Source organism: Amycolatopsis sp. EV170708-02-1 (assembly GCF_022479115.1).
GTDB lineage: Bacteria > Actinomycetota > Actinomycetes > Mycobacteriales > Pseudonocardiaceae > Amycolatopsis.
Genome location: NZ_CP092497.1, coordinates 5,779,296 through 5,805,980, shown reverse-complemented (window position 1 = coordinate 5,805,980; position 26,685 = coordinate 5,779,296). Strand labels below are relative to the sequence as shown.

At 66.3% G+C, this 26,685-nt stretch carries 25 protein-coding genes, 2 pseudogenes and 1 CRISPR repeat array; of the genes and pseudogenes, 7 read left to right on the top strand and 20 right to left on the bottom strand.

Annotated elements, in window-relative coordinates:
- Nucleotides 1–11: 11 nt before the first annotated feature.
- The 8 genes from casB to MJQ72_RS26115 form a co-directional block, all read right to left on the bottom strand.
- Entirely contained in the window at nt 12–605 is a 594-nt protein-coding gene (casB, locus tag MJQ72_RS26150) for a type I-E CRISPR-associated protein Cse2/CasB (RefSeq protein ID WP_240593658.1), read from the bottom strand.
- The gene (casA, locus tag MJQ72_RS26145) at nt 602–2,230 is read right to left on the bottom strand and encodes a type I-E CRISPR-associated protein Cse1/CasA (RefSeq protein ID WP_240593657.1); all 1,629 of its coding nucleotides are present in this window, start codon (nt 2,228–2,230) and stop codon (nt 602–604) included. The genes casB and casA overlap by 4 nt, the downstream gene beginning before the upstream one ends.
- Complete coding sequence (locus MJQ72_RS26140; RefSeq protein WP_240593656.1) at nt 2,217–2,474, bottom strand: hypothetical protein; 258 nt, start codon at nt 2,472–2,474, stop codon at nt 2,217–2,219. The genes casA and MJQ72_RS26140 overlap by 14 nt, the downstream gene beginning before the upstream one ends.
- Complete coding sequence (gene cas3 / locus MJQ72_RS26135) at nt 2,438–3,967, bottom strand: CRISPR-associated helicase Cas3' (RefSeq protein ID WP_240593655.1); 1,530 nt, start codon at nt 3,965–3,967, stop codon at nt 2,438–2,440. The genes MJQ72_RS26140 and cas3 overlap by 37 nt, the downstream gene beginning before the upstream one ends.
- On the bottom strand, nt 3,886–4,953 hold the full coding sequence (locus MJQ72_RS26130; RefSeq protein ID WP_240593654.1) for a CRISPR-associated endonuclease Cas3'': 1,068 nt from the start codon (nt 4,951–4,953) through the stop codon (nt 3,886–3,888). The genes cas3 and MJQ72_RS26130 overlap by 82 nt, the downstream gene beginning before the upstream one ends.
- 220 nt (nt 4,954–5,173) lie before the next feature.
- A complete protein-coding gene (locus tag MJQ72_RS26125) occupies nt 5,174–5,422 on the bottom strand; it encodes a hypothetical protein (protein ID WP_240593653.1) in 249 nt (82 codons plus the stop codon).
- A gap of 514 nt (nt 5,423–5,936) precedes the next feature.
- Nucleotides 5,937–8,057: a CRISPR direct-repeat array (repeat unit 28 nt; unit sequence GGACCAGCCCCGCCTGCGCGGGGACGAC).
- Nucleotides 8,058–8,459: 402 nt separating this feature from the next.
- Nucleotides 8,460–10,436 (bottom strand): recombinase family protein, encoded by a 1,977-nt coding sequence (locus MJQ72_RS26120; RefSeq protein ID WP_240593652.1) that lies wholly within the window; start codon nt 10,434–10,436, stop codon nt 8,460–8,462.
- Between the two features lie 940 nt (nt 10,437–11,376).
- Nucleotides 11,377–12,000 (bottom strand): hypothetical protein, encoded by a 624-nt coding sequence (locus tag MJQ72_RS26115; RefSeq protein ID WP_240593651.1) that lies wholly within the window; start codon nt 11,998–12,000, stop codon nt 11,377–11,379.
- A gap of 34 nt (nt 12,001–12,034) precedes the next feature.
- On the opposite strand from MJQ72_RS26115, the gene MJQ72_RS26110 reads away from it, so the two are divergent.
- From MJQ72_RS26110 to MJQ72_RS26095, 4 genes are all read left to right on the top strand, one after another.
- On the top strand, nt 12,035–12,382 hold the full coding sequence (locus MJQ72_RS26110; protein ID WP_240593650.1) for a hypothetical protein: 348 nt from the start codon (nt 12,035–12,037) through the stop codon (nt 12,380–12,382).
- Between the two features lie 84 nt (nt 12,383–12,466).
- On the top strand, nt 12,467–12,622 hold the full coding sequence (locus tag MJQ72_RS26105; protein WP_240593649.1) for a hypothetical protein: 156 nt from the start codon (nt 12,467–12,469) through the stop codon (nt 12,620–12,622).
- A gap of 47 nt (nt 12,623–12,669) precedes the next feature.
- A complete protein-coding gene (locus tag MJQ72_RS26100) occupies nt 12,670–12,948 on the top strand; it encodes a hypothetical protein (RefSeq protein ID WP_240593648.1) in 279 nt (92 codons plus the stop codon).
- Between the two features lie 136 nt (nt 12,949–13,084).
- Nucleotides 13,085–14,257: an IS481 family transposase gene (locus MJQ72_RS26095; RefSeq protein ID WP_240593647.1), complete on the top strand. Its 1,173-nt coding sequence runs from the start codon at nt 13,085–13,087 to the stop codon at nt 14,255–14,257.
- A gap of 214 nt (nt 14,258–14,471) precedes the next feature.
- On the opposite strand, the gene MJQ72_RS26090 is transcribed toward MJQ72_RS26095, so the two are convergent.
- The 8 genes and pseudogenes from MJQ72_RS26090 to MJQ72_RS26055 form a co-directional block, all read right to left on the bottom strand.
- On the bottom strand, nt 14,472–14,864 hold the full coding sequence (locus MJQ72_RS26090; protein WP_240593646.1) for a hypothetical protein: 393 nt from the start codon (nt 14,862–14,864) through the stop codon (nt 14,472–14,474).
- Between the two features lie 212 nt (nt 14,865–15,076).
- Nucleotides 15,077–15,658 (bottom strand): carboxymuconolactone decarboxylase family protein, encoded by a 582-nt coding sequence (locus MJQ72_RS26085; protein WP_240593645.1) that lies wholly within the window; start codon nt 15,656–15,658, stop codon nt 15,077–15,079.
- A complete protein-coding gene (locus MJQ72_RS26080) occupies nt 15,645–15,983 on the bottom strand; it encodes a hypothetical protein (protein ID WP_240593644.1) in 339 nt (112 codons plus the stop codon). Before MJQ72_RS26080 ends, MJQ72_RS26085 begins: the two co-directional genes overlap by 14 nt.
- A 51-nt stretch (nt 15,984–16,034) precedes the next feature.
- Nucleotides 16,035–16,529, bottom strand: coding sequence for an SRPBCC family protein (locus MJQ72_RS26075; RefSeq protein ID WP_240593643.1), 495 nt, complete (start codon nt 16,527–16,529; stop codon nt 16,035–16,037).
- Nucleotides 16,530–16,599: 70 nt separating this feature from the next.
- On the bottom strand, nt 16,600–17,841 hold the full coding sequence (locus MJQ72_RS26070; protein WP_240593642.1) for an RNA polymerase sigma factor: 1,242 nt from the start codon (nt 17,839–17,841) through the stop codon (nt 16,600–16,602).
- Nucleotides 17,838–18,212 carry a YciI family protein gene (locus tag MJQ72_RS26065; RefSeq protein ID WP_240593641.1) on the bottom strand — a complete coding sequence of 125 codons (375 nt, stop codon included), beginning with the start codon at nt 18,210–18,212 and terminating at the stop codon, nt 17,838–17,840. Before MJQ72_RS26065 ends, MJQ72_RS26070 begins: the two co-directional genes overlap by 4 nt.
- A 75-nt stretch (nt 18,213–18,287) precedes the next feature.
- Nucleotides 18,288–19,157, bottom strand: a pseudogene (locus MJQ72_RS26060) (NAD(P)-binding domain-containing protein); the annotation flags it as partial.
- Nucleotides 19,061–19,453, bottom strand: coding sequence for a helix-turn-helix transcriptional regulator (locus MJQ72_RS26055; protein ID WP_240593639.1), 393 nt, complete (start codon nt 19,451–19,453; stop codon nt 19,061–19,063). The gene MJQ72_RS26055 and the pseudogene MJQ72_RS26060, both read right to left, overlap by 97 nt.
- Before the next feature lie 53 nt (nt 19,454–19,506).
- Between MJQ72_RS26055 and MJQ72_RS26050 the strand changes: the two are divergent.
- Nucleotides 19,507–19,854, top strand: a pseudogene (locus MJQ72_RS26050) (GNAT family N-acetyltransferase); the annotation flags it as partial.
- Nucleotides 19,855–20,249: 395 nt separating this feature from the next.
- Here the strand turns inward: MJQ72_RS26050 and MJQ72_RS26045 are convergent.
- Nucleotides 20,250–20,396, bottom strand: a complete 147-nt coding sequence (locus MJQ72_RS26045; RefSeq protein ID WP_240593638.1) for a hypothetical protein — start codon at nt 20,394–20,396, stop codon at nt 20,250–20,252.
- Nucleotides 20,397–20,519: 123 nt separating this feature from the next.
- Here MJQ72_RS26045 and MJQ72_RS26040 point away from each other — a divergent pair, with 123 nt between their 5' ends.
- Nucleotides 20,520–21,107, top strand: a complete 588-nt coding sequence (locus MJQ72_RS26040; protein ID WP_240593637.1) for a TetR/AcrR family transcriptional regulator — start codon at nt 20,520–20,522, stop codon at nt 21,105–21,107.
- Between the two features lie 11 nt (nt 21,108–21,118).
- Nucleotides 21,119–21,670, top strand: coding sequence for a carboxymuconolactone decarboxylase family protein (locus MJQ72_RS26035; protein ID WP_240593636.1), 552 nt, complete (start codon nt 21,119–21,121; stop codon nt 21,668–21,670).
- A gap of 54 nt (nt 21,671–21,724) precedes the next feature.
- On the opposite strand, the gene MJQ72_RS26030 is transcribed toward MJQ72_RS26035, so the two are convergent.
- From MJQ72_RS26030 to MJQ72_RS26020, 3 genes are read right to left on the bottom strand one after another with little or no spacing between them, the layout of a single operon-like run.
- Complete coding sequence (locus tag MJQ72_RS26030; protein WP_240593635.1) at nt 21,725–23,053, bottom strand: cation:proton antiporter; 1,329 nt, start codon at nt 23,051–23,053, stop codon at nt 21,725–21,727.
- A 16-nt stretch (nt 23,054–23,069) separates the two neighbouring features.
- A complete protein-coding gene (locus tag MJQ72_RS26025) occupies nt 23,070–24,680 on the bottom strand; it encodes a histidine phosphatase family protein (protein WP_240593634.1) in 1,611 nt (536 codons plus the stop codon).
- Nucleotides 24,677–26,665, bottom strand: a complete 1,989-nt coding sequence (locus MJQ72_RS26020; protein WP_240593633.1) for an FAD/NAD(P)-binding protein — start codon at nt 26,663–26,665, stop codon at nt 24,677–24,679. Before MJQ72_RS26020 ends, MJQ72_RS26025 begins: the two co-directional genes overlap by 4 nt.
- Nucleotides 26,666–26,685 lie beyond the last annotated feature (20 nt).

The window sequence follows — 26,685 nt, the reverse complement described above, 5'->3', positions numbered from 1 at the left end:
ATGTCCTTTGCTCAGAGTTGTTCGGAGTCGGCAGGCCGGGCCTTGGGCGGTACGTGGAAGTCCCGGCCCCATCGCAACCGCACACGGTCGGGGCCACCGCTGTGCTGCCATGTCAGAAGATCTTCGGTGAGGCGGCCGTAGTCGATGGCGATCCCGGCGACTCGGAGAAGCTGCACCATCCCGCGCAGATGGTGAATCAGCTCGGACAGCTCGTCGGCGGTGCCGAGGATTGCGAACCGACGGGCGACAGCATGATCGGGCTTGTAGTCGTCAGCGGGAATGAGACGGCGTATCGCGGTGCCCAGCGATCGATCGCGCGCATGCATCGGAGTACGTTGTGATTGCTGGTGGATCGAGTACAGTGACATGGCGTGATGCGCCGCAATCTCGGCCCGGCTCGGCTCATCTGCACTCCAGCCGACGACGAACTCCTCAGCCGTCGTGTAGTCGAGAATCTCGAGCACGCTGCCGGGCGGTTTGCCGGCAGCACGCCGAAGCCGGACCAAGGTCGCTACCGAGTCCGAACGGTTGGCCAGGTAGCCCTTCTGCAATGCGCTGATCCGGGAACCGACTACGGCACCTGGGCGAGCGGTGGTCTCGGTCATGCGCTGTCCTTCACGGGATCGCGGTCGGCGAGAGGGAACACGGCATTCAAGTCCCGGCGGAACCAGATGTCGGCGTGACTGCTCGTCATCCATTTCTTGTTGACGACGCGGCCCGTCCACGCCTGGGGCGAGCTGTCGCTTATCAACTTGGCGCCCAGCGCGCCTACCACGGCGTGTCCGGTCGTATGCCAGTCGATCTGGCTGCTCACAGCGGCGGTGTCCGGCCCTAGTGACGCCAGCCAGGAACGAAACAACGGATCCAGGGCGGCGTACGCGGATTCGATCGCCCGCGACCGATGCCCATCCAGCGGGCTACCCGGTTGAGGTTTGGGATCTCTGAGGCCACTGGCTTCGGCCAGATTCGCCGCGAGCTTTCCCAAGGCTGCTGCCGCGTTCTCGGCAGCCGCGGCGCACGCCACAGCCGCCTGTTTGAGGTGGTCGGCATCTTGTGCGAGGAGAACTGCTTGCAAGGTCATCGCATCGTCGACGATGTCGGCCGTGGTGGAACTCTGGTTCCCGTACGTCATGCCGATGGTGCGTACATGGAGCGGGAAGTTCTTCGGGATGACCCTGTCGTTGGTGAGTTTGCTGATCCATTCCAGCACCGCCGGCGCCAGCCGCGATGCCGCGTCAGCACTAGGGCTCGACGAGCTCATCGGCAGCAACGCTTGTAGTCCCCGCCACACTGCCCGTTCAGGATCGTGGACCAGCGGCATGTACACGGGTGTCGATGATTTGCGTAGTCGTTCCTGGTTGAGGCTGCGTCTCCACGCGGTGTGGCTCTCTGCGCCGAACCTGTTCTGCGGGGTGAGGCGGTCGCCGTTGCAGATGAGCGCCCCGGCCACCCGTCCCTGGGAGCGGGCCAGCCGTATCCGGCGGCTCTGCCACGTGAACAGGTCGACCGGCCCGGTCGGTTCGCGGTCGTCACAGCGAGGGCCTGCCTGGTCTCGTTCCCAGGCGGGAAGGTCGGCGAGGTTGGAGCCGGGAATGAGGTTGAGCAGCAAGGTTTCCAGCAAGGTGGTGCCGTGGGGCAGGACCCCGCCGAGATAGCCGGACCAGCCGGTGCCGATGGGGTAGCCCTTGCCGTTCTTCATTCGCGGATCGCCGATGGCCCCGGACTTGATGCCCGACGGGTCGAACGCGTGGCAGTGGACCAGCCACCGCGCGGCTTCGGCGTAGGACAAAGTCAAGTCCTTGTCCATCCGGGCAGAGAAGAACAGGTTGCCGTTGGGGACGTCGGCAATGAACTTGCTCAGTTCCGGGACGTCACCTTTGGCTGTGCGCAGGTCGGCGACCTGCATAAACGGAACGACGGGATGGAAGAGGTCGAACCGGTTCCTGTGGGCGGTCACGTAGCGCTCGAGGTCGTCTTCGGGGAACGCGCGATCTCGCCACATGTCCTTCCATAGGGCGATGTTCAGCCGCTCACCCAGGGCACGGTGCAGCACGGCCAGGAGCAGGCGGTTCAGGGCGAACACCTGTGTCGGCACATCACCAAGCAAGCCGGCGAGGCTGTCCGCGCGGCGGAGCACGTCCGTGAGCGACAGCTCCTGCACTTTTCCGTTAAGGTCGCGGGCCGGTAGCCAGAGTTCGTCGAACAGGTTGTATCCGTCAGAGTCGCTCATGGATCAGCCCTCGCCGCGGGTCGTAGGTCAGTGCGTAGCCGTGCAGGCGGGCGCGGCGGTCGATGTCGAGCGGCAGAACCAACTGCCCTTTCAGCCACGGGTTCAGTTCAAAGCTGGAATACCGGTGCTGTTCCAGTTCGGCAATGACGGCATCGATGACACCACCATGACTCAACGCCACCGGTAGCCGCAGCGCGCACGCCGCGATCACTTTCGCCAGGCCGAACGGAACCGCCTCGAGCAACGGAATTTGCCGGCCGCCCCGGGGATCCATGAGGGTGTGAGGAGACCGCCGTCGGCATCCTGCTGGACGACCAGGACCTCCAGCGATTCCGCGCCGTCCCGTACCTGAGCCGCGCCTTTCGGGCTGTCCTCGTGGACGTCGCCGACGCTCGCCCGCATCCAACCCACGAGCGAGTCGGACTCGCCGACCTCACCGAGCAGGAACTCCTGAGCACGGTGGATCCGGCGATCGGCGTTGGCTCGTGCCGTCTCGGCGGCCGCACGCATTGCGGGCTGCCATCCAGCCGGCCCGAGGGCATCGTCCGCGTAGGCCTGCTGTACCAGGGGAGCGATGTCGTCAGGGAGACGGAGCGACTCACGGCCAACCAGCAACGCGGCTGAGCGAAGCAGCGTGTGGTCACCGTAGACACGGCGGGAACCACGAACCGCGGTCACCGGAGCGGATGACCAGCTCTCGACCCCGACCAGTCCGCACCGCGGATTCACCACGCCTGCGGGTCGCGAACGAGTATGCCGATGCAACCGCCCCAGCCGCTGCAGGACCAGATCGGCGGGGGCGAGATCGCTGACCATCAAATCGAAGTCGACGTCCAGGGATTGCTCCACCACCTGCGAGGCCACAACGATATGGAAACCCGGCCGATCAGAGCCCGAACTCGGCGGTCCGAACCGTCGAACCAGGTCTGTATCAATCCGGCCGCGGTCACACGCCAGGAAACGCGAATGCGAGATCGTCACAGCGCTCTCACCGAACTCGGTGATCAATCGCTCGGCGGTCTCCTGCACCCGGCTCACCGTGTTGCGGACCACGACCGCGCATCCGCCCACCCGCAGATGCAGCCGGAGGTAGGCGACGAGTGCGTCGAGATCATCGGCTAGATGATCAAGAGTCACGTCGGTGGCGTCGTCGGTCAGAGCGATGGCGCGCGGGGTCAACCCCCCGGAGCCGCATACGACGGGGTATCCCGGATGCCCATCCTGCTGTTCCGTCTCAACGTCGCGGCCGCTGTCGTAAGCGGCAAGAAGACCGGCCCGTCGTTCGTCGGGCAAGGTCGCCGACAACAGCACGACGGGAACCCCGTAGGCGCCCAGCCAGTGCAAGGCCCGATGCAGGTACTGCGACATGTACACGTCATAGGCGTGCACCTCGTCGATGATCACGACCTTGCCCGCCAGCCCGAGGTGCCGCAGCATCACGTGCCTGCTCTTCAACGCCGCGAAAAGCACCTGATCGATCGTCCCGACAACGAACGACGCCAAGCCCGACTTCTTCCGTCCGCTGAGCCACCAATGTGCCACCACCGACTCGGCCCCCGCGCCGATATCGTTGAACTTTCCGCTTCGGACCAGGCCGGCGTGCTGGTCGTTGAGATGTGCTTTGCCATGCGCCAGATTCACGCTGTGCTTGCCCTCTACCGGAAACCGGTCCAGCCATGCCCGAACCCGCCCGTACATGGCGTCCGTCGTCGCCTGAGTCGGCAAAGCGAAGAACACACCGCTCGCCCCGAACGATTGGCCAGGACCTCCGCAGCCAGCAACGCAGCCTCGGTCTTCCCCGAACCCATCGGAGCCTCGACGATCAACATGCCCGGCACTGATTGCTCCGCCGCGGCCATCACCGCAGCGGCCTGCACCGGCCGCGCGACCGTGTGGACGGGCCCGAACCGGGCACGAAACAGCTGATCAACGTCGCCGCCAAAGGACTGGGCAGCCCATCGAGGCGGAAGATTCAGCTGGCCCCAGGCAGTAGTGGTTCTCGCAGCTGAAGGGTGGAATGCAGTCTCGGAAATGGGCGCCAGCGGGAACAAGTCAGAATTCGACGCGATCCAGTCCGCGACGATGACAACGGCGGTGATTAGTACCTGCGCCGGCATCGAGACATTCATGCCTGCGTAGTTCTTCAGGACGTCGAGTCCGCCGATCTCGCCGGTCACCCAGGCGAACAACTCCGCTCGTACTCGCTCCCAAACGCCCGACCCTGTGAGGTGTGACGAGCTATCAACGAGAGCCAGCTGAGATTCCTCCGGAGCCACGCCATGATGACTGCCGATCACCGAACCCCACTGCACCGCGGTTCCAGCGAAGTCGAAACCCGCCTCATCGGCCAGCCAGTCACGCGCTGCCCACTGGCCCACCAAGGCGTGATTCACAGCTCGTCGGCCTGGATCCTCGCTCAAGCGTGGCTGCATCGGAAAACCGTGCTGACGCATACGATCCGCAAGCACATCCACCTGACAGCTGAACGCAGGACTGGCCTTCCCGACGTCATGACACCCTGCCAGCCAACACGCAACAGCTCGAAAGGCAGCGCCATCGCCCACGAAATCACGCTCGATCCTCGACGAGACCTGCGGCGAAACCCAATGATCAATTAACAATCGGGCAACAGAAATCGTATCGTCCAGATGCTGCTGCAAGGGAAGCCATTCCGTGACAGCTCCAACTTCATCTCGGTTGGACTTCGCCCACACTGAAGACACGATGTCCTCCTGATTCCCAACGACCCACCTCCCACGCCCCAAGGTCCTCAGTAGCCTCGTGTTCGTTTCGCTCCGCGAAACGGTTCATTCGAATGGCCTAGCCGTGGCACGGGCATGAGGGCTAGCGGGCGTGCTCAACCGGAGCTTGCGTTCACGTGATGGGCAGGCGACTTGGGCTGCTAGCTTCCAGGAGGGCGCGAAGGTCTTTGAGAGTCATGGGTCAGCGCAGGAGTTGCTTCATTGCTATCGCCGCCAGGAGAAAGGAGCCGAGCCCGCCGGTCAACCCTGCGGCCAGAGACGCAATAAGGGTGAGAGCCGGTTCGGCCACACTTCGGACGCTCAGCCATGTGGTCATGCCTGTGCTCATCGCCGTCAGGCAAGCCAGCACGCTGGCGACAATCACAATCGCAAGTGTTCGTGCAGTTGGTGATCTACTTGAATCGTCGTCGTTCGATCGTTCTCCGCCCATGTTACGTCCAGTCCTTTCGTATGCTCGCCTTCGAACCCTGCCGTAGCAGGGAAAACAGCACTTCGGCTGCGTGCACTGGGGTCAACTCGGCGAAGAGGGCCGAGAAGCGCGAGCCCTGTGAATATGCCACAACACTTCGATTACGAGCACTGTTTGACCCCGCATTTCGAACCTGCTGGAACCAGCCAGGATCCGGGCGGAGTGGACGGCGGGTCAATCGCCGGACCGGCTCCGCCTGCGCGGGACGATGTATGCCGTTGTGCCGCCGTCGAGGACGCAGCCAGGGACCAGCCCAGCTTGCGCCGGGGCGACAGTTGCTCGAGTTCGTGGCGCGCTTGGCGACCCGAGCAAACGCCGCTCGCGGGGAGAACGAGCACGCGGCGCTCGCCGGCCTGGACTAGCTCCGCTCGCGACCGGGGAGAATCGGCGAACTCGACGTAGGTCAACAGGCACGGACCAGAGCCGCTCACACGGGAGAACTCGGCCACCGCTGAGGCCAGCTCGGCGCGGACCGGATCAGGCCCCGCTCGCGCGGGAAGAACGTTCCAGGGGGCTCGACCCCGGCGAGCTGCGCCTTGAACCAGCCCCACTCGCGCGGAGAGAACGGGAGGTGTTGGTAGGGCCGCCCGCCCTGAGCGGACAAGCCCCGCTCGCGCGGGAAGAACCTGCCCGGCTATCGCTGCGGCGGCTCCGATCGCCAGGCCGCGCAGGGACCAGCCCCGCTCGCGCGGGGAGAACTTGAGCCGGGTCTGGTTGGCGATCTTCCAGATGGGACCAGCCCCGCTCGCGCGGGGAGAACTTGAGCCGGGTCTGGTTGGCGATCTTCCAGATGGGACCAGCCCCGCTCGCGCGGGGACGACGCTTGGACCGAAGCCGACTTCAACACCCCGCTGGGACCAGCCCCGCCTGCGCGGGGACGACTCGAGCGCGTCCCGCACGGCCTCGACGGTCGGCGGACCAGCCCTGCCTGCGCGGGGACGACTCCAGGACGGTCAGCTGCTGGACCTCGTGCCACGGACCAGCCCTGCCTGCGCGGGGACGACCCGCGCTGGGTCCAGATCATCAGCTCGGTGTAGGGACCAGCCCCGCCTGCGCGGGGACGACTTTGCCGACCAGCCGGCCGGGCCGGGGTAGCCCGGACCAGCCCCGCCTGCGCGGGGACGACCGAGCAGGACCGGCGTCGAGCCGGCTCTTCGCTGGCGCCGGGGACCAGCCCCGCCTGCGCGGGGACGACAAGACCGACGACCTCAAGAAGTTGGCCGCGGAGGGACCAGCCCCGCCTGCGCGGGGACGACCGAGCAGGAACATCCGGGTCGAGTACGGGTGGGACCAGCCTCGCCTGCGCGGGGACGACGCGGGAGACGACACGACCGGGCAGATGGCCACGGGACCAGCCCCGCCTGCGCGGGGACGACCGTGGCAGCCCGACGGCTACGCGCCTGCGGACCGGACCAGCCCCGCCTGCGCGGGGACGACCAGTCCGGCCGCCAGAACGGCCGGTTGTCCTTCGGACCAGCCCCGCCTGCGCGGGGACGACATTGGCGCGACAGGGGTGAGGCGCCGCCGTGCAGGACCAGCCCCGCCTGCGCGGGGACGACACAGGCCCGGCCGGCCACTCGTCGGCCGGGCCCGGACCAGCCCCGCCTGCGCGGGGACGACGGCGCGGCGGCCGCCGTGGAAGCGGTGGCCGAGGGACCAGCCCCGCCTGCGCGGGACGACCACGACCTGTACTGCGGGCGGGCGCTGGAGAAGGGACCAGCCCCGCCTGCGCGGGGACGACGTCGTGCACCGCTGGCCCGCTGAGCTGCATGTCGGACCAGCCCCGCCTGCGCGGGGACGACTATCGGCCCTTTGTCAGCGGGGCGGGGGAAAGGGGACCAGCCCCGCCTGCGCGGGGACGACATGTTCCCTTCGGTCGTACTGACACATGTCAGAGGACCAGCCCCGCTTGCGCGGGGACGACCTGAACGACTGCGGCACCACCGTGACCGTGGGAGGACCAGCCCCGCCTGCGCGGGGACGACGATCACGGAGGCCTTGTTTTCGGCGACCGCCTTGGGACCAGCCCCGCCTGCGCGGGGACGACGCCCGGAACGGATTCCCCTTACGTGCCAGAGTGGGACCAGCCCCGCCTGCGCGGGGACGACGATCACGACGCCTCCGCGAGTACCGAGGACGTGGGACCAGCCCCGCCTGCGCGGGGACGACTCAGCGGCGCTCTTCGCCGCCTGGTCGAGGAAGGGATCAGCCCCGCCTGCGCGGGGACGACGCCCGGAACGGATTCCCCTTACGTGCCAGAGTGGGACCAGCCCCGCCTGCGCGGGGACGACGATCACGACGCCTCCGCGAGTACCGAGGACGTGGGACCAGCCCCGCCTGCGCGGGGACGACTCAGCGGCGCTCTTCGCCGCCTGGTCGAGGAAGGGATCAGCCCCGCCTGCGCGGGGACGACATCGCGGCGCTGGTGTTCATCGGCTCCGTCGCGGGACCAGCCCCGCCTGCGCGGGGACGACCAAGGACCTGTTCCGGCTCGAAGCCCAGCCGACGGACCAGCCCCGCCTGCGCGGGGACGACGCAGGAGCCGGGTGAGGGCGCGTTCCATGGCCGGGACCAGCCCCGCCTGCGCGGGGACGACACTGCTTGACCTGGTTGTTTAGCGATCATACCGGCGAATTTCGTTCACTTTGGTTGCCGTCGCGTCTGACCGAAACCCTTGATCAGGTGGACCGAGTCGCCTGGGGCTAGCCGCTTCGGTACGAACTAGGGCCCGATTCAAGGGCGAAATTGCAGGTCGAACGATGTTCAGGTCGAGCCTGGGGTGACCCGTCGTGGTCCTGATGACGGAAATGTTGTCAGGCTTGGTGACTTTTCAACGTCGCCTGGTTGTGTCCAGTCTGGAAGACTTGATGCGTGTGCAGGCCGGTAGGGGCACGTTCAGGTCGATGAAGGTTTCCTACGCCGCATGATCAGCGGTACGCGTGCACTGATGACCAGTGGTTTCTCGGTGATCGATGTGCATCCTGAGAGTGCCGCCCGTTCACTGCGGGCAGAGTGCTTCTCGCTGTGCATCCCGGAGGAGCCTGTCCGGGGGCACAGACAACATCCCCACAAGCTCAGGCGCGGCTGCGCGCTGGAGCTCGTGGGAGGGCGTCACGTCGGTGATCCTTTCCGCTACGTGAGTGATCTCCAGCGGCTGGTCTGCCGGGAGCTTGATCGTGATTGGCGCATGTTCGCCGTCGTCGTGGACCACGATGGCGAACTGGACGGCTTCGAACAGCGCCCGCAGATACGGTTCTGGCGCCGACCCGAGGTGCATTGCGAGGTACGGCAGTGCGTCGATCAGAGGCAGTTCGTCGGCCGTCACCCCCTTCGGCGTCGCCGCAAGGTCCGCTTCGTCCAGCTCTGTGATCTTGGCCTGGAGTTGCTTCTCCTCTTTGGCGAGGTCGTTGTAACTACCCCGCAGTGCGGCGGTGAAGGGATCGTCAGGGGCACCTCGCTGCGCCTGTTTCAGGATCGACGCCTGTTGTTTGGTTATCTCGGCCAGCTTTCGCTGAATACGGTCCCGTTCGGCCTCGCGCCCTGCTGCCGCGTGATCGTCGACGTCGGCCAGGTCGGCTTCCAGGATCGCCCGCCGGTCGGGGCCGAAGACTCGGTCGGCGAAGAACTTGGACACGGCGTCCAGCACGGCGTCCTCGCGAAGGTAGAGGACCCTTTCATGGTCGGCGAACTTGTCTGAACGGCCGCGGTTGTTGTTGTTCGGCCTGCAGAGGTAGTACGCCCGGTCATGGCGCGGGTCGCCGAACATCCGTCTTCCACATTCGTGGAGCATTCGCCCACGGAACAGGTAGGTCCTGGCTGTGGCCGGGTGTTTGTTGGTTGCCTCGGTTGCGTCCCTCGATCCCTGGTTGGACTTCCAGCCCGCGTTGATCGCGTCGTACATCCATTTCGGGATCAGCGGCTCATGCACAGGGGCAGCCGACCAGACCCACTTGATCGGGTCGTTGACTTTGCCTCGTCGTGATCGGGTGGCTCGTCGGTTGAAGACCTGATAGCCGGTGTACTTCGGGTTCCGCAGGATGTCGTACACGCTTGATCGTGCCCAAACGCCACGTGCACGTCGCTTGCCCGGCGGTTCGGGAGGCGGGTACTTGTCCAGGTCCGCGTTCAGCCGGTCGGCGATCGTGTCGCAGCCAAGACGTTCGTAGTACCGCCACAACGCGATCTGTGTGACTGTCTCGCCCTTCAGGCCGTCAGGTTCGAGCCGCGACTTCGTGTAGCCCTTGGCCGCCTTCGCTGGATTCGGGTGCTTGAAGACCTTCGCTTTGTAGCCGTGACAGGGTTTACCGATGTTCCAGCCCTCGCGTACATGGGTGCAGAGGCCGCCCCAGGACTGTTCGAGAGTGTTGAGGACCTCGTACTCGGCCACCGACTGGTTGATCCGGCGCTGCAGGATCCGCTGAGCGCGGCTCCCGGAGACCGTGATCGGCTCGTTCGAGGCGAACAACGGCACATCGTTGCGCTCCAGTTCGCGCTCTACCGACAGGCCTTCGAAGGCCCGCCGGGCGACTCGCGCGATGTTCTCGCAGATCACGACGTCGAACCGGCGTTTCGGGCTGGCGGACTCGGCTAGGAGGTCGGTGATGCCGCCGTCGCGTGCGATCGGGATGTCGAATCGCTCGTAGTTCTCGCCGCGTCCGCGGGACGCTAGGTCCATCCGACCCGACTCGACGTCGTAGAAGTGCGCGACGATCACCCAGGATTCGGGGATGGCGGCCTTGGAGTTGCCGAGCTGACGAAGGATGGACTGGCGCGGGTCCTGCTGGTCCTCAGTAGGGGTTCGCGCGAGGAAGGCGACACGGACTTCGTCGCGGAGGAGCGCTGTGGGCATGCCCAACGGCGACACCGCGTAGTCCGAGAGGCCCGAGGGACCGGACACCGGAATCTGGGTCATGCGGCCGTCAGGAGTGGACAGCAGAGCCGGAGCGGCTGCCGGCAACTCGTCAGGTGAAATCATTCGGGCTTGCCGTCCTCGTGTAATTCGGCACGGGCGGTCTCTTGAGCCCAGCGCAAGAGACCGTTGGTGGCGACGGCAAGTCGCTTCCGGATCGTTTCGGCTTCGGTTCCCATGGACCCGGTAAACGTGACCGGAAAAGGTGCGATCAATGCCGCGTTTGTTCGGCTGAGAGTAGCGCCAAGCGGGCTCATCTGGGCGAGGCGCCGATTCGGTTTCCGCCTCTTCTGATACTCGTTCCACCGGTCCTCCGAGACTCCGACTCGGCGGTCGGTGCGGAGCCGAGACCTATGTCGGGGCAGGTCTCGCTCGGTCTCGCATCCGGTCTCGCCGGCCTGAAGAGGTCTCTGAGGACATGCGCAGCAGTATCATCGAATAATTCAGGTTGGCTGGTGTTACGGGGTTTGAGCAGTATAAATATCGAGGCGATCGATAGAGATGCCGGTGATGTACACTCGTTTAGATACTGGTGTCGAGACCGGTCTTCTCGGCTGCTTAACTGCATGGTGCTGAACAGCCTGATCGATGGGCTGGGCATGTTCTCGACCCGTCACCGATGCGTTGGTCGGCGCTCGCCAAACGCGCGGCAGGCGTCTGAGAGTAGCCCTCGAACAATCGCGGTCTGCGTGGAACTCGGCGAGACCTCCGCCCGGTTCTGGTGGAAGCGTCTGGAGACTCCTCCAGGTGCCTAAGCTGGTGGGATTCGAGCCTCGTGGCGATCGTGCCATCGCTCAAAGGACCGCCACGATGTCCATGCCCACGGACCTGCCTCCAGCCCGCTCACCTCGCTCCGGGCGTCAGCTCGCTCACCCGAAGTCGCTCCTGTCGTTCGACGATGCTTTCCACTCCTGAGCAGCGCAGGACCCTGCAGTAGCAGGCTCGGGAACGGTCGCGCTGTCCCAGAAGTGTTCGTCCAGCCCGTCCCGTCCCGGCCTACCGAGACCTATCGTTCCAAACGGCGAGACGCCGCCGCGGAGATCGGCACGGTCACGCTCGAAGGAACCGCGGAAGAAACCGAGCCGGTCCTGCTGGCCATGGCCTGGGAACTGGCAACGTCAGCTTGGTCCGAATCCGTTCCCGTGACTTTGGTCGGCTTCGGTCGTTCCACGGCTGCGCACAACCTGATCGCTTCCGCCACTTCACGACGGTGGATGAGTTTTCCGCGGCGGCCCCGGTCCCAGCGGGCGTCGTCCTGTCCACTGAACCGTTCGACTTGGAGCCTGAGTGCCTTGCCGCTGTGGTTGCCACCGGCCCGTCGGCCTCGGGTGGCTGGCGGCTGGACGTTTCCGGGAAGTCCACGTCGATCGACGAATTCGGCATCGAAGTCGAACTCCAGCGTCTGACCGTCGAACAGACGGAAGAACTCATCGCGACGCTCACCGCCGAGGCTAACGCCGAACAGATACCCGCGGATGACCAGGTGGATGTTCCGTTCGTGCCGCAGTCGGCAACGGGACCCGAGCTGAGACTCCTCGGGCCGGTCGGGCTGCACAACGTCGACCCGATGAAGGTCGAGGGCAAGAAGATCAACCGGCTCACCGAACTCGCCGCGTTCCTCCTGCTCCATCCCGGCGCGACCGCCGACGGGCTATATCTCCCGCTTGCGGACCTGGCTCGGCCACGACGAGAACGGCGACCTCTACCTTCCCAACGTCGAGGCCAACGGAGGCGGCTACCGCCTGTCGAAGTCGATGAACAGCGACTGGTATCGGTTCCGGCAACTCGCCGGCTCCGGGCTGAACCGTGACGCGTCAGATCGGCGGGCTCGACTGGAAGCCGCACTGGAACTCGTCACCGGCATGCCCTTCAGCAACATCGGTCCCGGCCGATACGCCTGGAACTCGTGGCACCAGCGAGAAATGATCGACGCCATCGTCGACGTCGCCCATGCCCTGGCCGGAATCTGCCAACAGGACGGCGATTTGCCAGCGGTCCGTCGCGCGATCTAGCGCGGTCTCCTCGCCGAACCCGTCAGCGAACTCCTCTACCGCGACCTCCTCCACGTTGAGCACCGAGCGGGTAACCGCGCCACGGTGAAAGCCACGGTCGAGAAGTTGGCCGATATCGCGGCTGCACTCGATGTCGACATCGACGAGGAAACCACCGCGCTCATCGACACCCTGCTCAACCCTGGTGAGGGCAGGCTCACCACGGATTTACCTTGCACTCACCCGAATACGTCGCGATAGGCATGGTCTCGCCTTCGCTCGAAGGCGCGCGAATCTTAGGAGAAACCATGTCTGTCACAACAAGAATTCTTCTCACCGCCTTCGCCTGTGCGACCGTCCTGGGAGTCAGTGACGCCCAAGCTTCGGCCTCGCCGCGCGAGGAGCTCTATCAGTGCATCGTCCAGGACAACGTGCTGCTGTGGTATCACGGCGTAATCCTTCGGTTCGTCAACAAGGGGCAGGGCCTGTACGACGTACTTGACTTCGGTGGCCAAAGGATCTGGGCAACGCTCTGGGGCGGTGGCATGTCGTACCAGATCGACCGGTGGAACGTTGGCTGGTGCTAGCAGCTGTGAGGGACTTCCGGTGCTTAGTACGGTGTCTGAGTTCAGGACATGTCGGACAGTTGATGTTTCAGGACCTCACGGACACTGACCGGCCTGTCGGTGTGGTGACCAGGGCTTGTGTGGTGATCATGCGGCGATGGGCAGTGCAGGGTTTTCGATGGATCCTGAGTTCGTCGCCGCGGTTGCTCGGGTGGCTGCGGGTGAGAAGGTCAACGTGGCGCGGTTCTGCCGTGAGCACGGGGTTTCCCGGGACACGTTCTATCGGTATGTGGCCCGGGTTCGGAGTGAGGCGGCGAACGGGTTCATCCGCCGCAGCACCGCTCCGCGTCACCGTCCCACCGCATTAGGCGCGGAGGTGGCCGAGGCGGTGCTGCGGGCCCGCAAGGAACTTGCGGACGAGGGCTGGGACAACGGCCCGATCTCAATCCGCTGGCGGCTGGAGAAGGCGGGGTTCGCGCCGTTGCCGTCGAAGTCGGCGATCTATCGGATCCTGTGCGAGCACGGCCAGATCGAACCGGAGCCCCGCAAGAGACCCCGCACGAGGCGCCGGTTCGAGTACTCCGATCCGAACGGGTGCTGGCAGATCGATGGCATGGAGTACTACCTGGCCGACGGCCAGAAGGTCTGCATCGTCCAGATCCTCGACGACCACTCCCGGCTCGACGTCGGCTCCTACGCTGCCACCAGCGAGAACGGCGCCGACACCTGGGCCGCGCTGCAGCAGGCCTTCGCCGGCCACGGCCTACCGGTGAAAGTGTTGACCGACAACGGATTAGCCTTCTCCGGAAAACACCGTGGGCAGATGGTCGAACTCGAACGTCACCTCGCCGAACACGGCGTTACCGCCATCGCGTCCAGGCCCTATCGCCCGCAAACCTGCGGCAAGAACGAACGCGTCCACCGAACCCTGCGGAAATGGCTTGCCGCCCGCCCGCCGGCCGAGAACCTTGCCGTCCTGCAACAGCTACTCGAGGACTACCGCCACATCTACAACAACCACCGGCGCCACCAAAGCCTCGACGGCCACACCCCACGGCAACGCTACGACGCCAGCCCCAAAGCCACCCCTGCCAGCGGCCGCGAAGCCCCCAGCGGCCGCACTCAACGCACCGTCTCAGCCACCGGCGTCATCGCCTTCTCCGGCTGCTCCATCGTCCTGGGCCGGCACTGGACCGGACACACAGCCACCGTGTTCTGGCAAGGCGACCGTGTCACCATCATGATCGGCGACACCATCGCCCGCCAGCTCACCCTCAACCGAGCAGTACGCTACCAACCGCTCAACAACAAACTGTCCGACAACTCCTGAAACACATCTGTCCGTGAGGTCCTGAAACAGCACACGGTGCTTAGTACGGGAAGTCCCTCACAGCCATGCGACGTGGCATTCGGCAGCGGTTGTCCTGGGAGAGCGTGGCCCTGTGGGGCCGCGCTCGATGCGGCGGCTCCCCAGGTTGGCGGTGGAAGGAGGGCGTGCAGGTTCGACGCCGTCCTGCGGTCACCAGCTTGGCCTGACCGAGCAACTACTCGTAGAGGTTTGCCTCGTCGCATTTGACGACGTCCATACTCTTCATGGTGCACAGGCCGAGCCTGTACCGCTTGCCTTCCTTGATGTTGTATTGGAAGAACGCAATTTCGCCCTTGCCGCCCGCGTAATTGCTGGCCAGGACAGGCTTCTCATGATCGGAACGACCGAGAAAACCCCAGACGCCATAGCCGTCCTTGCGCAGGTCCTCGACCCTGAACCAATCGCCCTTGTCTTGGTGGCAGACCCGGCCGCTGTTGCCGAGGTTCACGCACTTATCGGCCTTGGCGCCCTCGGAGTGAGGCGTCGCGTGCGCGGCGCTCCCTGTCAAAGCTGTGATCGCCAGCCCGACGACCGCTCCGGTGAATGTGGCGAAGCGCCTGCTCGTCATGGTCTTCCCCTCTGAGTTCGTTAGCCGTATGAGCAGCATCGCGACGAGCGTCGACCGAATTCCAGGCCTTTGCGCTGTGGCGAAAACACGGTGCAGATCCGGCACGACACGCACAAGCTGCGCGACGCCATCGCCACGGTCGGCGATGTGGTGAACTCCAGACAGCCGCCATCGGGTGCTGCGATCACGCTGATTCGACAATCCACTGGGGGTTAGGAGTAGCCGCGTTTGAGCATCATTACGGCGGCCTTGTCGAACTCGGCGTCGGTTGGGATGGCGAAGTCCAACGCGTTGGCGTAGCGGGTGACGATGTTGAACACGGCTGCGACCGCGGCCGCGTCTTCGAGCTGTTGCCGGGTGGCACCTGCGGCGAGCGCCGCTTGGACTTGCCTGGCCTCCAGTTCGTCAGGACGCAGGGTCACGGTTTCCAGGACGGTGAGTGTGGCGTGCAGGGGGTCCGAGATCGGCGCGGTGTGGTAGTCGGCGAGGGCCGCGTCGGCCACCGCCTTGTCCATTCCGTGCACGGCTATGGCCCGGTGAGCTCCGACGCAGAACGGGCACGAGTTCCATTTGGCGACCATCGCGGCCATCAGTTCGCGCTCCGCCACGGACCACTCGCTCGGTCCGCGCATCGCATCCTGCGTCCACGCGCCGAGCGCTGTGCCGACAAAGCCCTTGTGGTAGAAGGCAACGCGGGCCGCGTCCGGGAGGCGCGCTCCCAGCGCCAGGGAGATGACCCGGATCAGCATCCTGGTGCGGAGACCGTCTCCGCGTTCGACTTCAGGAAGGCGCATCGGTCGCCTCCGCGAGTATTCGGGTGGCGGCGTCCCACCGGGCCATACCCGCCCCAATGCAGGCGGACATGACGATCTCGAACGCGGCCTTGTCGCTGCCGGCCGCCCGCCGGACGGCAGCGAGCTCGGCGTCGGTCACCCGGTAGGAGGCGTCACCGATCTGCCAGGCCAGATCGTCGTACGGTTCGGCAACAGGCGGCCCGCCCGCACTGCGGGCCGCTACCGCGGTCCGCAGTGCGACCTCGGTGATTCCGGTGTCGCCGGCCATCGCCGAGCGCAACGTTTCCGCGCGATAGCGGTGCGAGTCGTCGGTGCCTGTGCTCATATGGCCTCTCCGCTGCCGCTGGGATCGGGTCCGGTGTGGACGGTATCCGCTTCAGTCCCCGGCGGCATCCCGTCGTGTCGCGGCGCGGAACCGCTCGAGATACAGCGGCCAGCCCGAGCCGGCACCGAGGCTCGTGAAGCTCTCCCAGCCCTCGCCATGCCGGTCGAGATGCCGGTGTTCGAGCGCGACCCGGGTGCGCTCGGCACCATCGGCGATGAACCGGAGCTCGACCTCGCTGGCGTGGCCGGGATCGGTCTCCAGTTGCCAGCGCGGGCTGATGTCCCAGCTGAGGACCAGCCGCTCCGACGGCTCGTACGCCAGAACCCGCGCCCAGGTGCAGCGGCTGCCGTCGGAGCCGACGTCGTACACGGTGCCGTCGGCGCGAGGCTCCAGCACTGTCCGCTCGATCGGCGTCGCGAGCAGGTTGTGCTCGCGAGGCTTGATCTCGTCGAACCGTTCGGTGAACACGCGGAAGGCGTTCTCCTGGCCGACATCGACGACGATGTCGGCCTGCACGGAGGTCACGGCTTGGGAAGTGCTGCTCATGGGTGGGTCCTTTCGGTGCATCGTCGGTTGACGCACCAGAGGACGAACGGCCGCCGGGCTTCTCGACAGCTCAGTTCATCGAGTTTCCGGCTTTCTCGAGAGCGCGCATGCGGCCGGCGAGGTAGCGCTGGTCGGCGGGGTTGGTGGCGAGCTCGTGCGCACGCCGGTACGCCGCGACCGCGTCGTCGGTGCGGCCGAGACGGCGCAGGAGGTCGGCGCGGGCGGCGTGCAGCAAGTGGTAGCCGTCGAGGCCCTCGATGCGGTCGATCAACGCCAGACCTTCGTCCGGAGTGGTGGCCATGGCAACCGCCACGGCGTGGTTGAGCGCGACCACCGGCGACGGGGTCGCCGCGAGCAGCTGCTCGTACAGCGCGGCGATCGCGGACCAGTTCGTCTCCTCCGCTGTCGGTGCCTGGGCGTGCAGGACCGCGATGGTCGCCTGCAGGAGATACGGCCCGGGCGTCCCGAATCGCAGGGCGCGGTCCAGGAGCCGGACGGCTTCGGCGATCTCGGCGCGGTCCCAGCGTGACCGGTCCTGGTCCTCGAGCAGGACCACGTCCCCGGCCGGTGTGTACCGGGCGGCCGAGCGCGAGTGGTGGATCAGCAGCAGCGCGACCAGGGCAGGAGGTTCCGGTTCGTCGGGCATGAGGGTGGCGACGAGTTTGGCGAGGCGGATTGCCTCCTGCTGCAGTTCCCGGTACTCCGGCTCGTCGCCGCCGGCGGTGTAGCCGCGGGTGAAGATCAGGTAGATCACCGCAAGCACGCCGGAGAGCCGCTCGGGCAGTAGGTGGTCGGCGGGAACATCGAGGCTGATGCCCGCGTCGCGGATCTTGCGTTTGGCCCGCACCAGGCGCTGGGCGAGTGTGGGTTCGGCGACGAGGAAGGTGCGGGCGATCTGCCCGGCGGTCATCCCGGCCACGGCTTGCAGCGTCAGCGCGACGCGGGCTTCTTCGGCCAGGGCGGGATGGCAGCAGGTGAAGATGAGGCTGAGCCGCTCGTCGCCGACGCCGAGCAGGCTGCTCTCGTCGAGGTTCATGGTCGTCGCCTCCGGTCGCGGTCCCAGATCGGCGAGCTTGTCCCGGCCAGTGCGGGCACGCCGGAGCCGGTCGATCGCGCTGTTGCGGGCCGCGGTCAATAGCCAGGCCACCGGATCGTCCGGCACGGTGGCGTCCCATTTGCGCAGGGCGAGCGCGCACGCGTCCTGCAGCGCGTCCTCGGCCAGCTCGAAATCGCCGAGGACGCGCACCAGTGCCGCGAGCATGCGTGACCTGTGTTCGCGGTAGACCTCCCGCAGGACCGCCGCCGCGCTCATACTCCGGCCGAGGGCCGGTGGTCGAGGTCGGGAACTCCGGCGATCGGGCGGACTTCGATCGTGCCCACCTCGGCCAGCGGGCAAAGTGCGGCCAGTTCGAGTGCTTCGTCGAGGTTGCGGCAGTCGAGGATGTAGGCGCCGCCGAGGTGTTCGTGGGTCTCGGGGAAGGGGCCGTCGGTGATCAAGGTCTTGCCGTCGCGGACGCTGACCGTGGTGGCGGTGTGCTCGCTTTGGAGCGGATGCCCGGCGACGAACACGCCGCGGCGGCGGCACTCCTCGGCGAAGGCGTTCACTCTGGCGAGCGCCTCGGGGAACGCCGGATCCGTGGGTTCGGGCCGGTCGCAGTTGTAGATCAGCAGCATGTACTGCACGTGTCCTCCAGCTCGGGCGGTGTCGATTCGTCGAAGAGGATGACGAACGGCTCGACCGTAACTCGACAGGTCGCGTCAGGCTTCCCGGAACTCGTTCGATCGGGGCTCCGTGCCGTGGCGGTGGCGTTCGAGGATGTGCCGGGCGAGGTGGGCGGCGTCGTGGCCGACGAAACCGAGCAGCGCCGAGCCGGCGGTGCGCTGCCATGGCAGGCCGAGAACGTAGAGTCCGTCGACCGGGGTGTGCGCGCCGTGATGGCGTAGCCGTCCACCGGTGAGCGCGTCCGGGATGTGTACCCAGGTGTGGTCTTGCCGGAAGCCGGTCGCCCACACGACGGCGTCGACGTGGGCGGACTGTCCGTCGGCGAAGACGGCGATGTGCCCGTGCGCTTGTAGCAGCCGGGGGCGGAAGGTGACGCCGCGCCGGAGAAGGGACCGGCGGCTGTGCCCGATGACGGCTCCTTCACCGCGGCGCATCCACCGGCCGCGGCGTGAGGTGGCCGGCGCGGCGATCAAACCGGTGTGGATCTGCCACCAGAACAGGTCGCGGCCCAGGATCCGTTGCGGGACGCAGGCATTGCGCGTCCCGACCGCCAAGGTGACCGGCGCGGCGGCCAGTTCGGCGGCGATCTGGAAACCGGAGTTGCCGCCCCCGACGACCAGGACCCGCCTCCCACCGAATGGTGCGGGATCGCGGTAGGCGCTGCTGTGCCGTTGGAGAACATCGGAAGCGAACCCGGTCGCGCAGGTGGGGATCGCCGGTTTCTGGAAGGGTCCGGTGGCCACCAGGACCTGGCGTGCCCGGACCGGGCCCGCGGTGGTGGCGAGATCGAAGATCCGGCCCGTGCGGGTCAGTGCGGTGACCGCGGTGGCGGACTGGATGGGAAGACCGCCGGGAATGATCCCGGACGCGTAGGTGGCCAGGTAGTCGGCCACCTGGTCTTTGCCCGGATACGACTCGGGGTCTGCGGGAAACGGAAGATCGGGGAGTGCGGCGTAGCGAGCCGGTCGGCGAGCGGCCCGCCCGCGGGGAGCAGGTCACTCAAGGTTTCGAGGGGTTCGGGGACGACGCTGTACCAGCTCCAGGTGCCGCGGCGTTCCCGCTCGAGGATGCCTGCGGAGACCAGCACGCGCAGGTGCTGGCTAAGTGAGGGCTGCGGCAAGTCGAACTCTTCGGCGAGATCGCAGAAGCACGCCTCGCCGCCGGGGGAGTAGCGGACCAGTGACAGCAGGCTGATCCGCACCGGGGTCGGACAGCGCCTTGACAGCTTCGCGCCGCGTCGGCCTCGCCGGAGTCGAAGACCGCTGGGGCGCCGAAATCGACGGCGAGGTCGCCGGCTGGACCGCCGTCACCCCGGTCTCGCCGAGCGAGTGCTACCAGGGAGTCGCCGAGACATCGGTCTACGTCGCCGAATCCCATCGTGGCCGCGGCGTGGGCAAGGCGATGCTCTTCAAGCAGGTCACCGAAGCCGACGCCGCCGGGCTCTGGACGTTGCAGACCTCGATCTTCACCGACAACCGCGCCAGCATCGCCTTGCGCCACAGCGCCGGCTACCGCACCGTCGGCATCCGCGAACGCATCGCCCGACGCGACGGCGTCTGGCACGGCATCGTCTTCCTCGAGCGCCGCAGCCCCGTCAGCTAAGCGATGGTGTCTACCGTGGATGTTTTGATGCACGAACCGCCCCGGGTAGGGAGCGGCAAGGCCTCGAGTCGTAGTTCGCACGTTTGAAACGAGCACTGTCTTCCCGTGGCGATAGTCATGGCCAGGACGGTGTCCACAGTGGAACCCAACACGGTCTACGGTTAGTCGCGAACCGCCCATCCAATTCAACAATCCTGCTGTTCCGTGCCGTGTGATCCAGTGGGTCGCGTCCGGTCGTCCTCGTGTGGAGGGTGACGGGAGTGATTCGCGCGCTTGGTCGCGCAAGCGCGCGGGTCGCGCCGGACCGCCCGCGGATCTGCGGGGCCGCGACCCCAACGGTGCTCAAGCCCATGAGGTTGCAAACGCTGGGGGCGTCGATCGGCTTCGTATATGTCTTATAGGACAACGAATGTGTCGTGGTCGGCTTGAGCGAGTGCGCGCAGGAACGTGAGTGCCCGCAGGGTCGCGCGGGCTGCCAGCCGGGTCAGGATGTTGTTCTTCGGGTTGTAGGCGATGCTCCATAGGACGGGAACTTTGGTCATCTGCTCAGAGTCCGGCCGCCACCGGCAGGGTGTCCACGTTCGTGGACGATCCTGGATGGTGGCTTGCGGGCTGCCCGAAAGGGCGCTATCTTGGAATGAACGTTTCAAGATAGCGGGGTGACTATGCCCGACGTGAAGCACTTCGATCCGGACGCGGTACTCGACTCCGCCGTGCGGTTGTTCTGGCGCCAGGGTGTGGATTCCACCGGGGTGCAGGACATCGTGACCGCGACCGGGGTGAACCGGTCGAGTCTGTATTCGACGTTCGGCGGTAAGCGCGATCTCTACGTGGCGGCGCTGCGCCGCTATGTCACGCAGCGCTCCCAGCCGATCATGCGGCGGCTCACCGAGGACACCCGGGGCTTGCCGGCGATCTCGGACTTCTTCGACGGGCTGATAACGACGCGGTGCTCCGGGGAGTACGCGCGCTGGGGGTGCATGATCTCCAACGCTCACGCGAACGGCGAGAACGACGACCCCGACGTGCGTGACGTCTTGCATCTGCATCACGACCAGCTGCGTGCCGCGATGCGCACCGCTGTGGAGCACGCGGCGGCGGCAGGTCAGGTGCGGCCGGAGGTGTCGGCGGCCGCGGCGGCCGACATGCTGGCGTTACTGGCATACGGCGTCAATCTCCGGTCTCGCGCGGGCGCGGAACCGGACACGCTCAAGGAAACCGTGTCGGCCACGATCAGCCTGCTGGCCGCCTGAAAGGAGTTCGGATGCCCGAGTTCACCCTGCACGATGAGGCCAGCGCGCCCGAAGACTCCCGGCCCCATCTGGAGTCGGCGAAACGGCGCATGGGTTTCATCACGACGCTGAACGCGGTGATGGCCGAGTCGCCGGAGCTGCTGGCCGGGTACAACGCCTTGGCGGAACTGTTCGGCAAGTCTTCCCTTCCGGTCAGGGCGAAGCACGTCGTCTGGATCACCGCCAGCGTCCAGAACGGCTGCGAGTACTGCGTCGCCGCGCATTCCACCTTGGCCTTGAAGTCCGGTGTGGACAGTGACACGGTGACCGCCTTGCGGGAAAGCAAACCGCTGGCCGACGATAAGCTGGACGCTGCGCGGCGCTTCACCGCGTCGATGGTCGCGAACCAGGGTTGGGTTTCGGATGAGGACGTCGAGGAATTCCTGGCCGCGGGTTACACCAAGCGCAATGTGATGGACGTGATCCTCGGCGTGGGCATGAAGACTTTGTCCAACTACACCAACCACATCGCCCATACCCCGCTCGATCCGGCGTGGGAACAGCAGGAGTGGAAGCGCCCCTGACGGACAGTGTGGTGTGCCACCGGGAGGTCGCCGGTGGCACACCACGTTTCCGCGCTAGACCAGGGCCGGTTCTTTCTGCTTGTCCGGTACGAATTCGCCGTGCACGAGTGCCTGTTCGTGCTTGGTGGGGATCGCCCATCGATACAGGGGTACGGCCAGCGCCGTGGTGATGACGGCGACGAGCACCAGCATGGAGAACAGTTCCTGGGTGATCATCTGCTGGGCGAGGCCGATGTTGATGAAGATGAGGATCATCAGCCCGCGGGCGTTCATCAGGCCTCCCACGGCGTAGGACTCACGCCAGGAGAACCCGATGCTGCGCATCGCGAGCGCGCAGCCGAAGTACTTGCCGACGAAGCCGGCGATGAGGATGACGAGGAACGGCAGGATCATCGCCCAGCCCGCGAGCCCGTTGAGCTGGGTGTTGAGGCCGGAGAACGCGAAGAAGATCGGCAGCAGCAGGACGCAGGTGACGTCCATCATCTTGTCCTGCAGCGCCTTGCGGAAGGCGGCGTTGCGCGGCATCGCCAGGCCGGCGATGAAGCCGCCGAACACGGAGTAGATCCCGATGAAGTCGGTGAAGAACCCGGCGAGCAGGATCACGCCGATGACGATGTACAGCTGGTCGAAGCCCATCCGCCCGGTTCGTTCGACCTTCTCGCCCAGCGGCCGCAGGAGACGAGAGACGACGGTCAGCATCAGCACAACGAACACCGCCGAGAGGCCGATCGTCACCAGGGCACTGCCGAGGCCTGCGTTCGCGTGCATCGCGGAGAGCACCGCCAGGAAGCACCAGGCCATCGCGTCGTCGATCGAGGCCCCGACGAGCGTGAGGCGGCCCAGCCGGGAGTTCTGCAGTTTCCGCTCGTAGAGGATGCGGGCGAGCATGGGGAACGCGGTGATGGACAGCGCGCCGCCCACGAACATCGCGAACTCGAATTTTCCGACGTCCGGACGCGAAAGCTTGTCGAACAACAGCAGACCGGCGGCCGCGCCGAGCACCAGTGACGGGACGATTCCCGAGATCGCCAGGACGGCACCGTTGCGGCCCGCGCGGCTCTTGCCTTCCTTGGGGCCGTGGTCGAGCCCGGCGCCGACGAGGAACATGAACACAGTGAGGCCGATGGTGCTCAGGACGTAGAGGATGGGTTTGACGTCGGCGGTGAAGATGGCGCGCTGCGCCTCGGGGAACAGCGCGCCGAACAAGGTCGGACCGAGCAGGACGCCCGCGACCATCTCTCCCAGAACGCGGGGCTGTTTGATCAAGATCGCGAGCCGTCCGCAGATCGCCGAGGCGATGAGAATGACCACGATGGCGGGCAGGACTTTGAGCACGAGCATCAGGTTCGGGTCTGTCGCCGATGCGAGATAGGTGTCTTGCACAGTGGATCCCCCTGATCTACTGAGTGGCAGGCCGTCGATGGCCGGCGCGGTCGGGTCGGTGTGCCGGGATGCCGAGCTCGGTGAACCATCGCGGGTCGCGAGCGGGCACGGCGATGCGGCGGGCGTACCAGCTGTCGAAGAACGACAGCGCGAAGGTCGGCAGCAGGCACCAGATCGCCAGTGTCGCCAGGTCGGTGTTGCCGGTGAGGCCGGCGATGACCACGACGACGAATACGTTGGGGTAGGTCATCGCGACGTAGTCGTCGATGCCTTGGACGTGACGTCGCCGGGTCATGGCGAAAGCGATCAGCCGCAGGCCCACGGCGATGGCGATCGCCGTCGGGCCGTAGGCGGAGAAGCTGGACAGGTCGATGGTGAGTGACACCAGGACGATGAAGGTGGTGAGCAAAAGCACGGCGAGGTAGGCGTTGCGTTCGCCGAACTTGGCGGTGCGGACCGGTGTGCTCCGGCGGAGGCGGGCCACGAGCAGATAGGAGATCAGCACCGTGCCGGTGGACGCCGCCACGCTGATCGCCACCGCGGCCACGGCGCCATGGGCCAGGACGACCGGCAGCACCGCGGCGAAGGAGACGATTCCCGCCAGGGAGGAGAGGATCACGTGCGCGAACGCGGGCATGATCATGCCGCCCAGGCAACGGCTGACCGTCATCGCCACGACCGAGCTCGGCGTCGCCACCAAAACGGCGGTGAAGCCCCACGCATGCGATCCGCCGACGTCGAGCAGCGCGAGGAGCAGCGCCGCGACGGCGGGCAAAGCCGCGTAGCGAACCAGAACCGACCGCAGCACACCACGATCGGTCAGATAGCGGCGGGAACTTTCGATCTCGATGCGGCACATCGTGATGACGCTGGCGACGACGAGAATCCCCAGAAGCACGTAGGGCAGCGGAGGTAGCCGCAGACCGGCCAGGTTAGCCAGGAGACCGGCCACCATCCCGGCGCAGAACACGACGGGATGGTGCACGACGAGCCAGTCGTAGGCCATGTTCCGCTGTTTGCTCTCGCCGCGGACGTAGCCTTCGATCCGGTCGCCGCGCAGCATCTCCGAGTTCGGCAGGCGCAGGTCGTAGGCTTCGTCGCCGGGCCGATCGAGGATGAACCGGCAGAGCAGCTCCACGACGTACTTGTGCGAGACCACGCAGACGGTCTCGCCCCGCCGCAACGCCGGCAGGACCTCCTCCTCGTAGAAATCGTGGACCCGGTCACGGAACTGGGCGAACGTCTCGCCTCCGGACATGGTCGTGCTGTCGCCGTTCATCGCCTTCTCGTACTCGGCGATCCCGTGCTTCTTCTGCAGCAGCGACTTGCTTTCCAGCGTGTAGCCGCCGAAGTCGCGTTCCATGAGACGGTCGTCGACGAGGAGGTCCGCGTCGTCCCCGTGGATGGTGCGTGCCGTGTCGTAGGCGCGTGAGAGCGGGGAGACGTAGATCCGGTCGAAGTCGGTTCCGGTGTGCTTTCCAGCGACCTTGGTGGCCTGGGCCCTGCCCATGCCGGTCAGTGGTGCGTCGAGGTTGCCCGCGATCCGGTGGACGACGTTGCAGGACGATTCGCCGTGACGGACCATGAACAGACGCTCGTACAACGTGCCTTCCTCAGCTCTGGTCATCGGGCCGGCTTCCGGAGCGTGGCCGGCGGGGCGGTCTCGACCGGCTTGGGCTGGAATGTCTTGACCAGTTCCAGGTATTGCGGTGACTGCCATTCCGACAGGCGGGTGATGTCGCACATGGTGTGGACGACGTGCCGTTCGGCCATGACGTCGAGCAGGTCGGTCAGCCTGCGGGCCGTGCCGCCCTCGAAGCCGAACTCGTCGCTCAGCGTTTCGGCGAATTCGGTCAGCCGGTCGTCGATGGCACCGCGGAGCTTCACACGCTCGTCGTGATCGGTGGCCGTCAGGTGACTGCGGTTCGCCGAGACCAGCGAATCGGCCGCTTCGCTCTGGAGCCGCTGTGTCAGCTTCGCCGTGACGTCGGCCGTCGTCGGCGGCACGATGGCCTCGGTCAGCCAGGTCGCGGCCGCGGCGAGGTCTTCGTGGAGGCCGTCGGGGATCGAGGCGATGTCGTCACGCCAGTCCGTGCGTAGCTGCCGGACGATCTCGGTCGCGGTATCGAAGCACTGGTTGCGCAGCGTTCCGATGCTGAAGACAAAGGCGCCGAGGCGCCCGCGCCGGGTGGTTTCGTCGCCTTGACGCATGGGCCCGACGCAGAACAGGCGGTCACTGACCGCACCGTCGAGCCCGGTGAGCTGGCCGTGCTGCCGGACTTCGATACCGCGGCCGGTGACGGCATGCGGTATCGCCTGCCCACGGTCGCCGACCAGCCCCCGCCACAGCGGGTGTTCCGCGGTGGCGTAGTCGGTGGTGTTGCCCAGGCAGTTGATGACACGGTCGACGACGACCGGGTCGCGGTCGGCGAAGGCGACCCGGATCCGCGTGTCGTCGTCGACCAGCGCCATGCCGGTGATGTCGCCGGGGAGTTGCGAGATCGTCCGGGGAGCTCCGGGGTAGCTCTTCATCCTGCTGCGGACGACGTCACCGATCTCGGGCACCGTACTGGTGCGGTTCGCCACGATGAGGCTCTTGTACTTGTCCAGCAGCGCCCGCACGTCCACCGCGTCCAGCCTCGATGCAACTTCGATGACGTAGGGCTCCCACGCCTTCATGATGCGCTCGGCCAGCACCTGCGGAGCGGTGTCGGTGAATGTCCCGCGCAGGTACTCGTACTCAGCGCGCACCCCGTCGACGACGTCGTCCGCGGTCAGCTCCGGCGCGTCGAGGAACGGAGGGCGGCGGACCTGCCAGATGTCGTGCTGATGATCCGCGGGATAGGTGGCGTGCATGTACCCGGCACGGGAGCACACCTGGATCTGTCCCTCATGGCCCGCGTTGACCAGCGACACGATCGAATCGAACGCGGTGAGTCCCGATCCGACCAGCAGGACGCTCTCGTCCGGCCTCACCGAGGCGAACCTCCCGCGCGCGGAGGCGCTGTAGGGGTTCACGATGAACCGGTCCGAACCCTCGAGCGGGTCATAGAAGGACTTGCGTACCGGCTCGAGATGACCGGTGGCGAACACGACGAAGTCGCTGCGCAGCGTGGTGACCAAGCCCTCGTCACCGGATACGTACTGGACGAGGTGGGCGTCCTCGTCGGCTCGCACGTCCACCACAGTCCCGGTGAGTTCCAGCAGGGACACGGCCGAACTCGCCTTCGCGGCGGTGCTGTGCAGGCGTTCGGCGAGATACTGGCCGTAGATACGCCGCGGGACGACGCACGTGAGCCCGAAGGCGTGGTATTTCCACCGCAGCGGCCACCGCGAGCGATCTGCTTCGTGGTTGGCCCACTCCAGGAAGTCCTCGGCGCGCTCGCGATAGAGCGTGATCCGCCCTGCTTGGATGTTGAGCATGTGGTCCCAGGTCGTCGACGCTTCACCGAAGGCGATGCCGCCATAACGGGCGCCGGGATTGCGTTCGATGACGCAGATCTCCAGCGGGGTGTCGGCGAATTGCAGCAAGCGGGTCGCGGTGAGCGTTCCGGAGAAGCCGGCACCGATGACGGTGACTCTCCGGACCGGGCCGTGATGCATTTCCCCCATCTGTTCTTCCTTCCACATTG

Coding starts and splice junctions, on each gene's coding strand:
- MJQ72_RS26125 (WP_240593653.1), bottom strand. CDS start 5,422: ATGGGCGGAGAACGATCGAACGACGACGATTCAAGTAGATCACCAACT.
- MJQ72_RS26040 (WP_240593637.1), top strand. CDS start 20,520: ATGCCCGACGTGAAGCACTTCGATCCGGACGCGGTACTCGACTCCGCC.
- MJQ72_RS26070 (WP_240593642.1), bottom strand. CDS start 17,841: ATGAGCGCGGCGGCGGTCCTGCGGGAGGTCTACCGCGAACACAGGTCA.
- MJQ72_RS26075 (WP_240593643.1), bottom strand. CDS start 16,529: ATGAGCAGCACTTCCCAAGCCGTGACCTCCGTGCAGGCCGACATCGTC.
- MJQ72_RS26085 (WP_240593645.1), bottom strand. CDS start 15,658: ATGCGCCTTCCTGAAGTCGAACGCGGAGACGGTCTCCGCACCAGGATG.
- casB (WP_240593658.1), bottom strand. CDS start 605: ATGACCGAGACCACCGCTCGCCCAGGTGCCGTAGTCGGTTCCCGGATC.
- MJQ72_RS26020 (WP_240593633.1), bottom strand. CDS start 26,665: ATGGGGGAAATGCATCACGGCCCGGTCCGGAGAGTCACCGTCATCGGT.
- MJQ72_RS26100 (WP_240593648.1), top strand. CDS start 12,670: ATGTCTGTCACAACAAGAATTCTTCTCACCGCCTTCGCCTGTGCGACC.
- casA (WP_240593657.1), bottom strand. CDS start 2,230: ATGAGCGACTCTGACGGATACAACCTGTTCGACGAACTCTGGCTACCG.
- MJQ72_RS26025 (WP_240593634.1), bottom strand. CDS start 24,680: ATGACCAGAGCTGAGGAAGGCACGTTGTACGAGCGTCTGTTCATGGTC.
- MJQ72_RS26080 (WP_240593644.1), bottom strand. CDS start 15,983: ATGAGCACAGGCACCGACGACTCGCACCGCTATCGCGCGGAAACGTTG.
- MJQ72_RS26115 (WP_240593651.1), bottom strand. CDS start 12,000: ATGGAGCAGGAGGAACGCGGCGAGTTCGGTGAGCCGGTTGATCTTCTT.
- MJQ72_RS26095 (WP_240593647.1), top strand. CDS start 13,085: ATGGGCAGTGCAGGGTTTTCGATGGATCCTGAGTTCGTCGCCGCGGTT.
- MJQ72_RS26090 (WP_240593646.1), bottom strand. CDS start 14,864: ATGACGAGCAGGCGCTTCGCCACATTCACCGGAGCGGTCGTCGGGCTG.
- MJQ72_RS26045 (WP_240593638.1), bottom strand. CDS start 20,396: ATGACCAAAGTTCCCGTCCTATGGAGCATCGCCTACAACCCGAAGAAC.
- MJQ72_RS26035 (WP_240593636.1), top strand. CDS start 21,119: ATGCCCGAGTTCACCCTGCACGATGAGGCCAGCGCGCCCGAAGACTCC.
- MJQ72_RS26120 (WP_240593652.1), bottom strand. CDS start 10,436: ATGATTTCACCTGACGAGTTGCCGGCAGCCGCTCCGGCTCTGCTGTCC.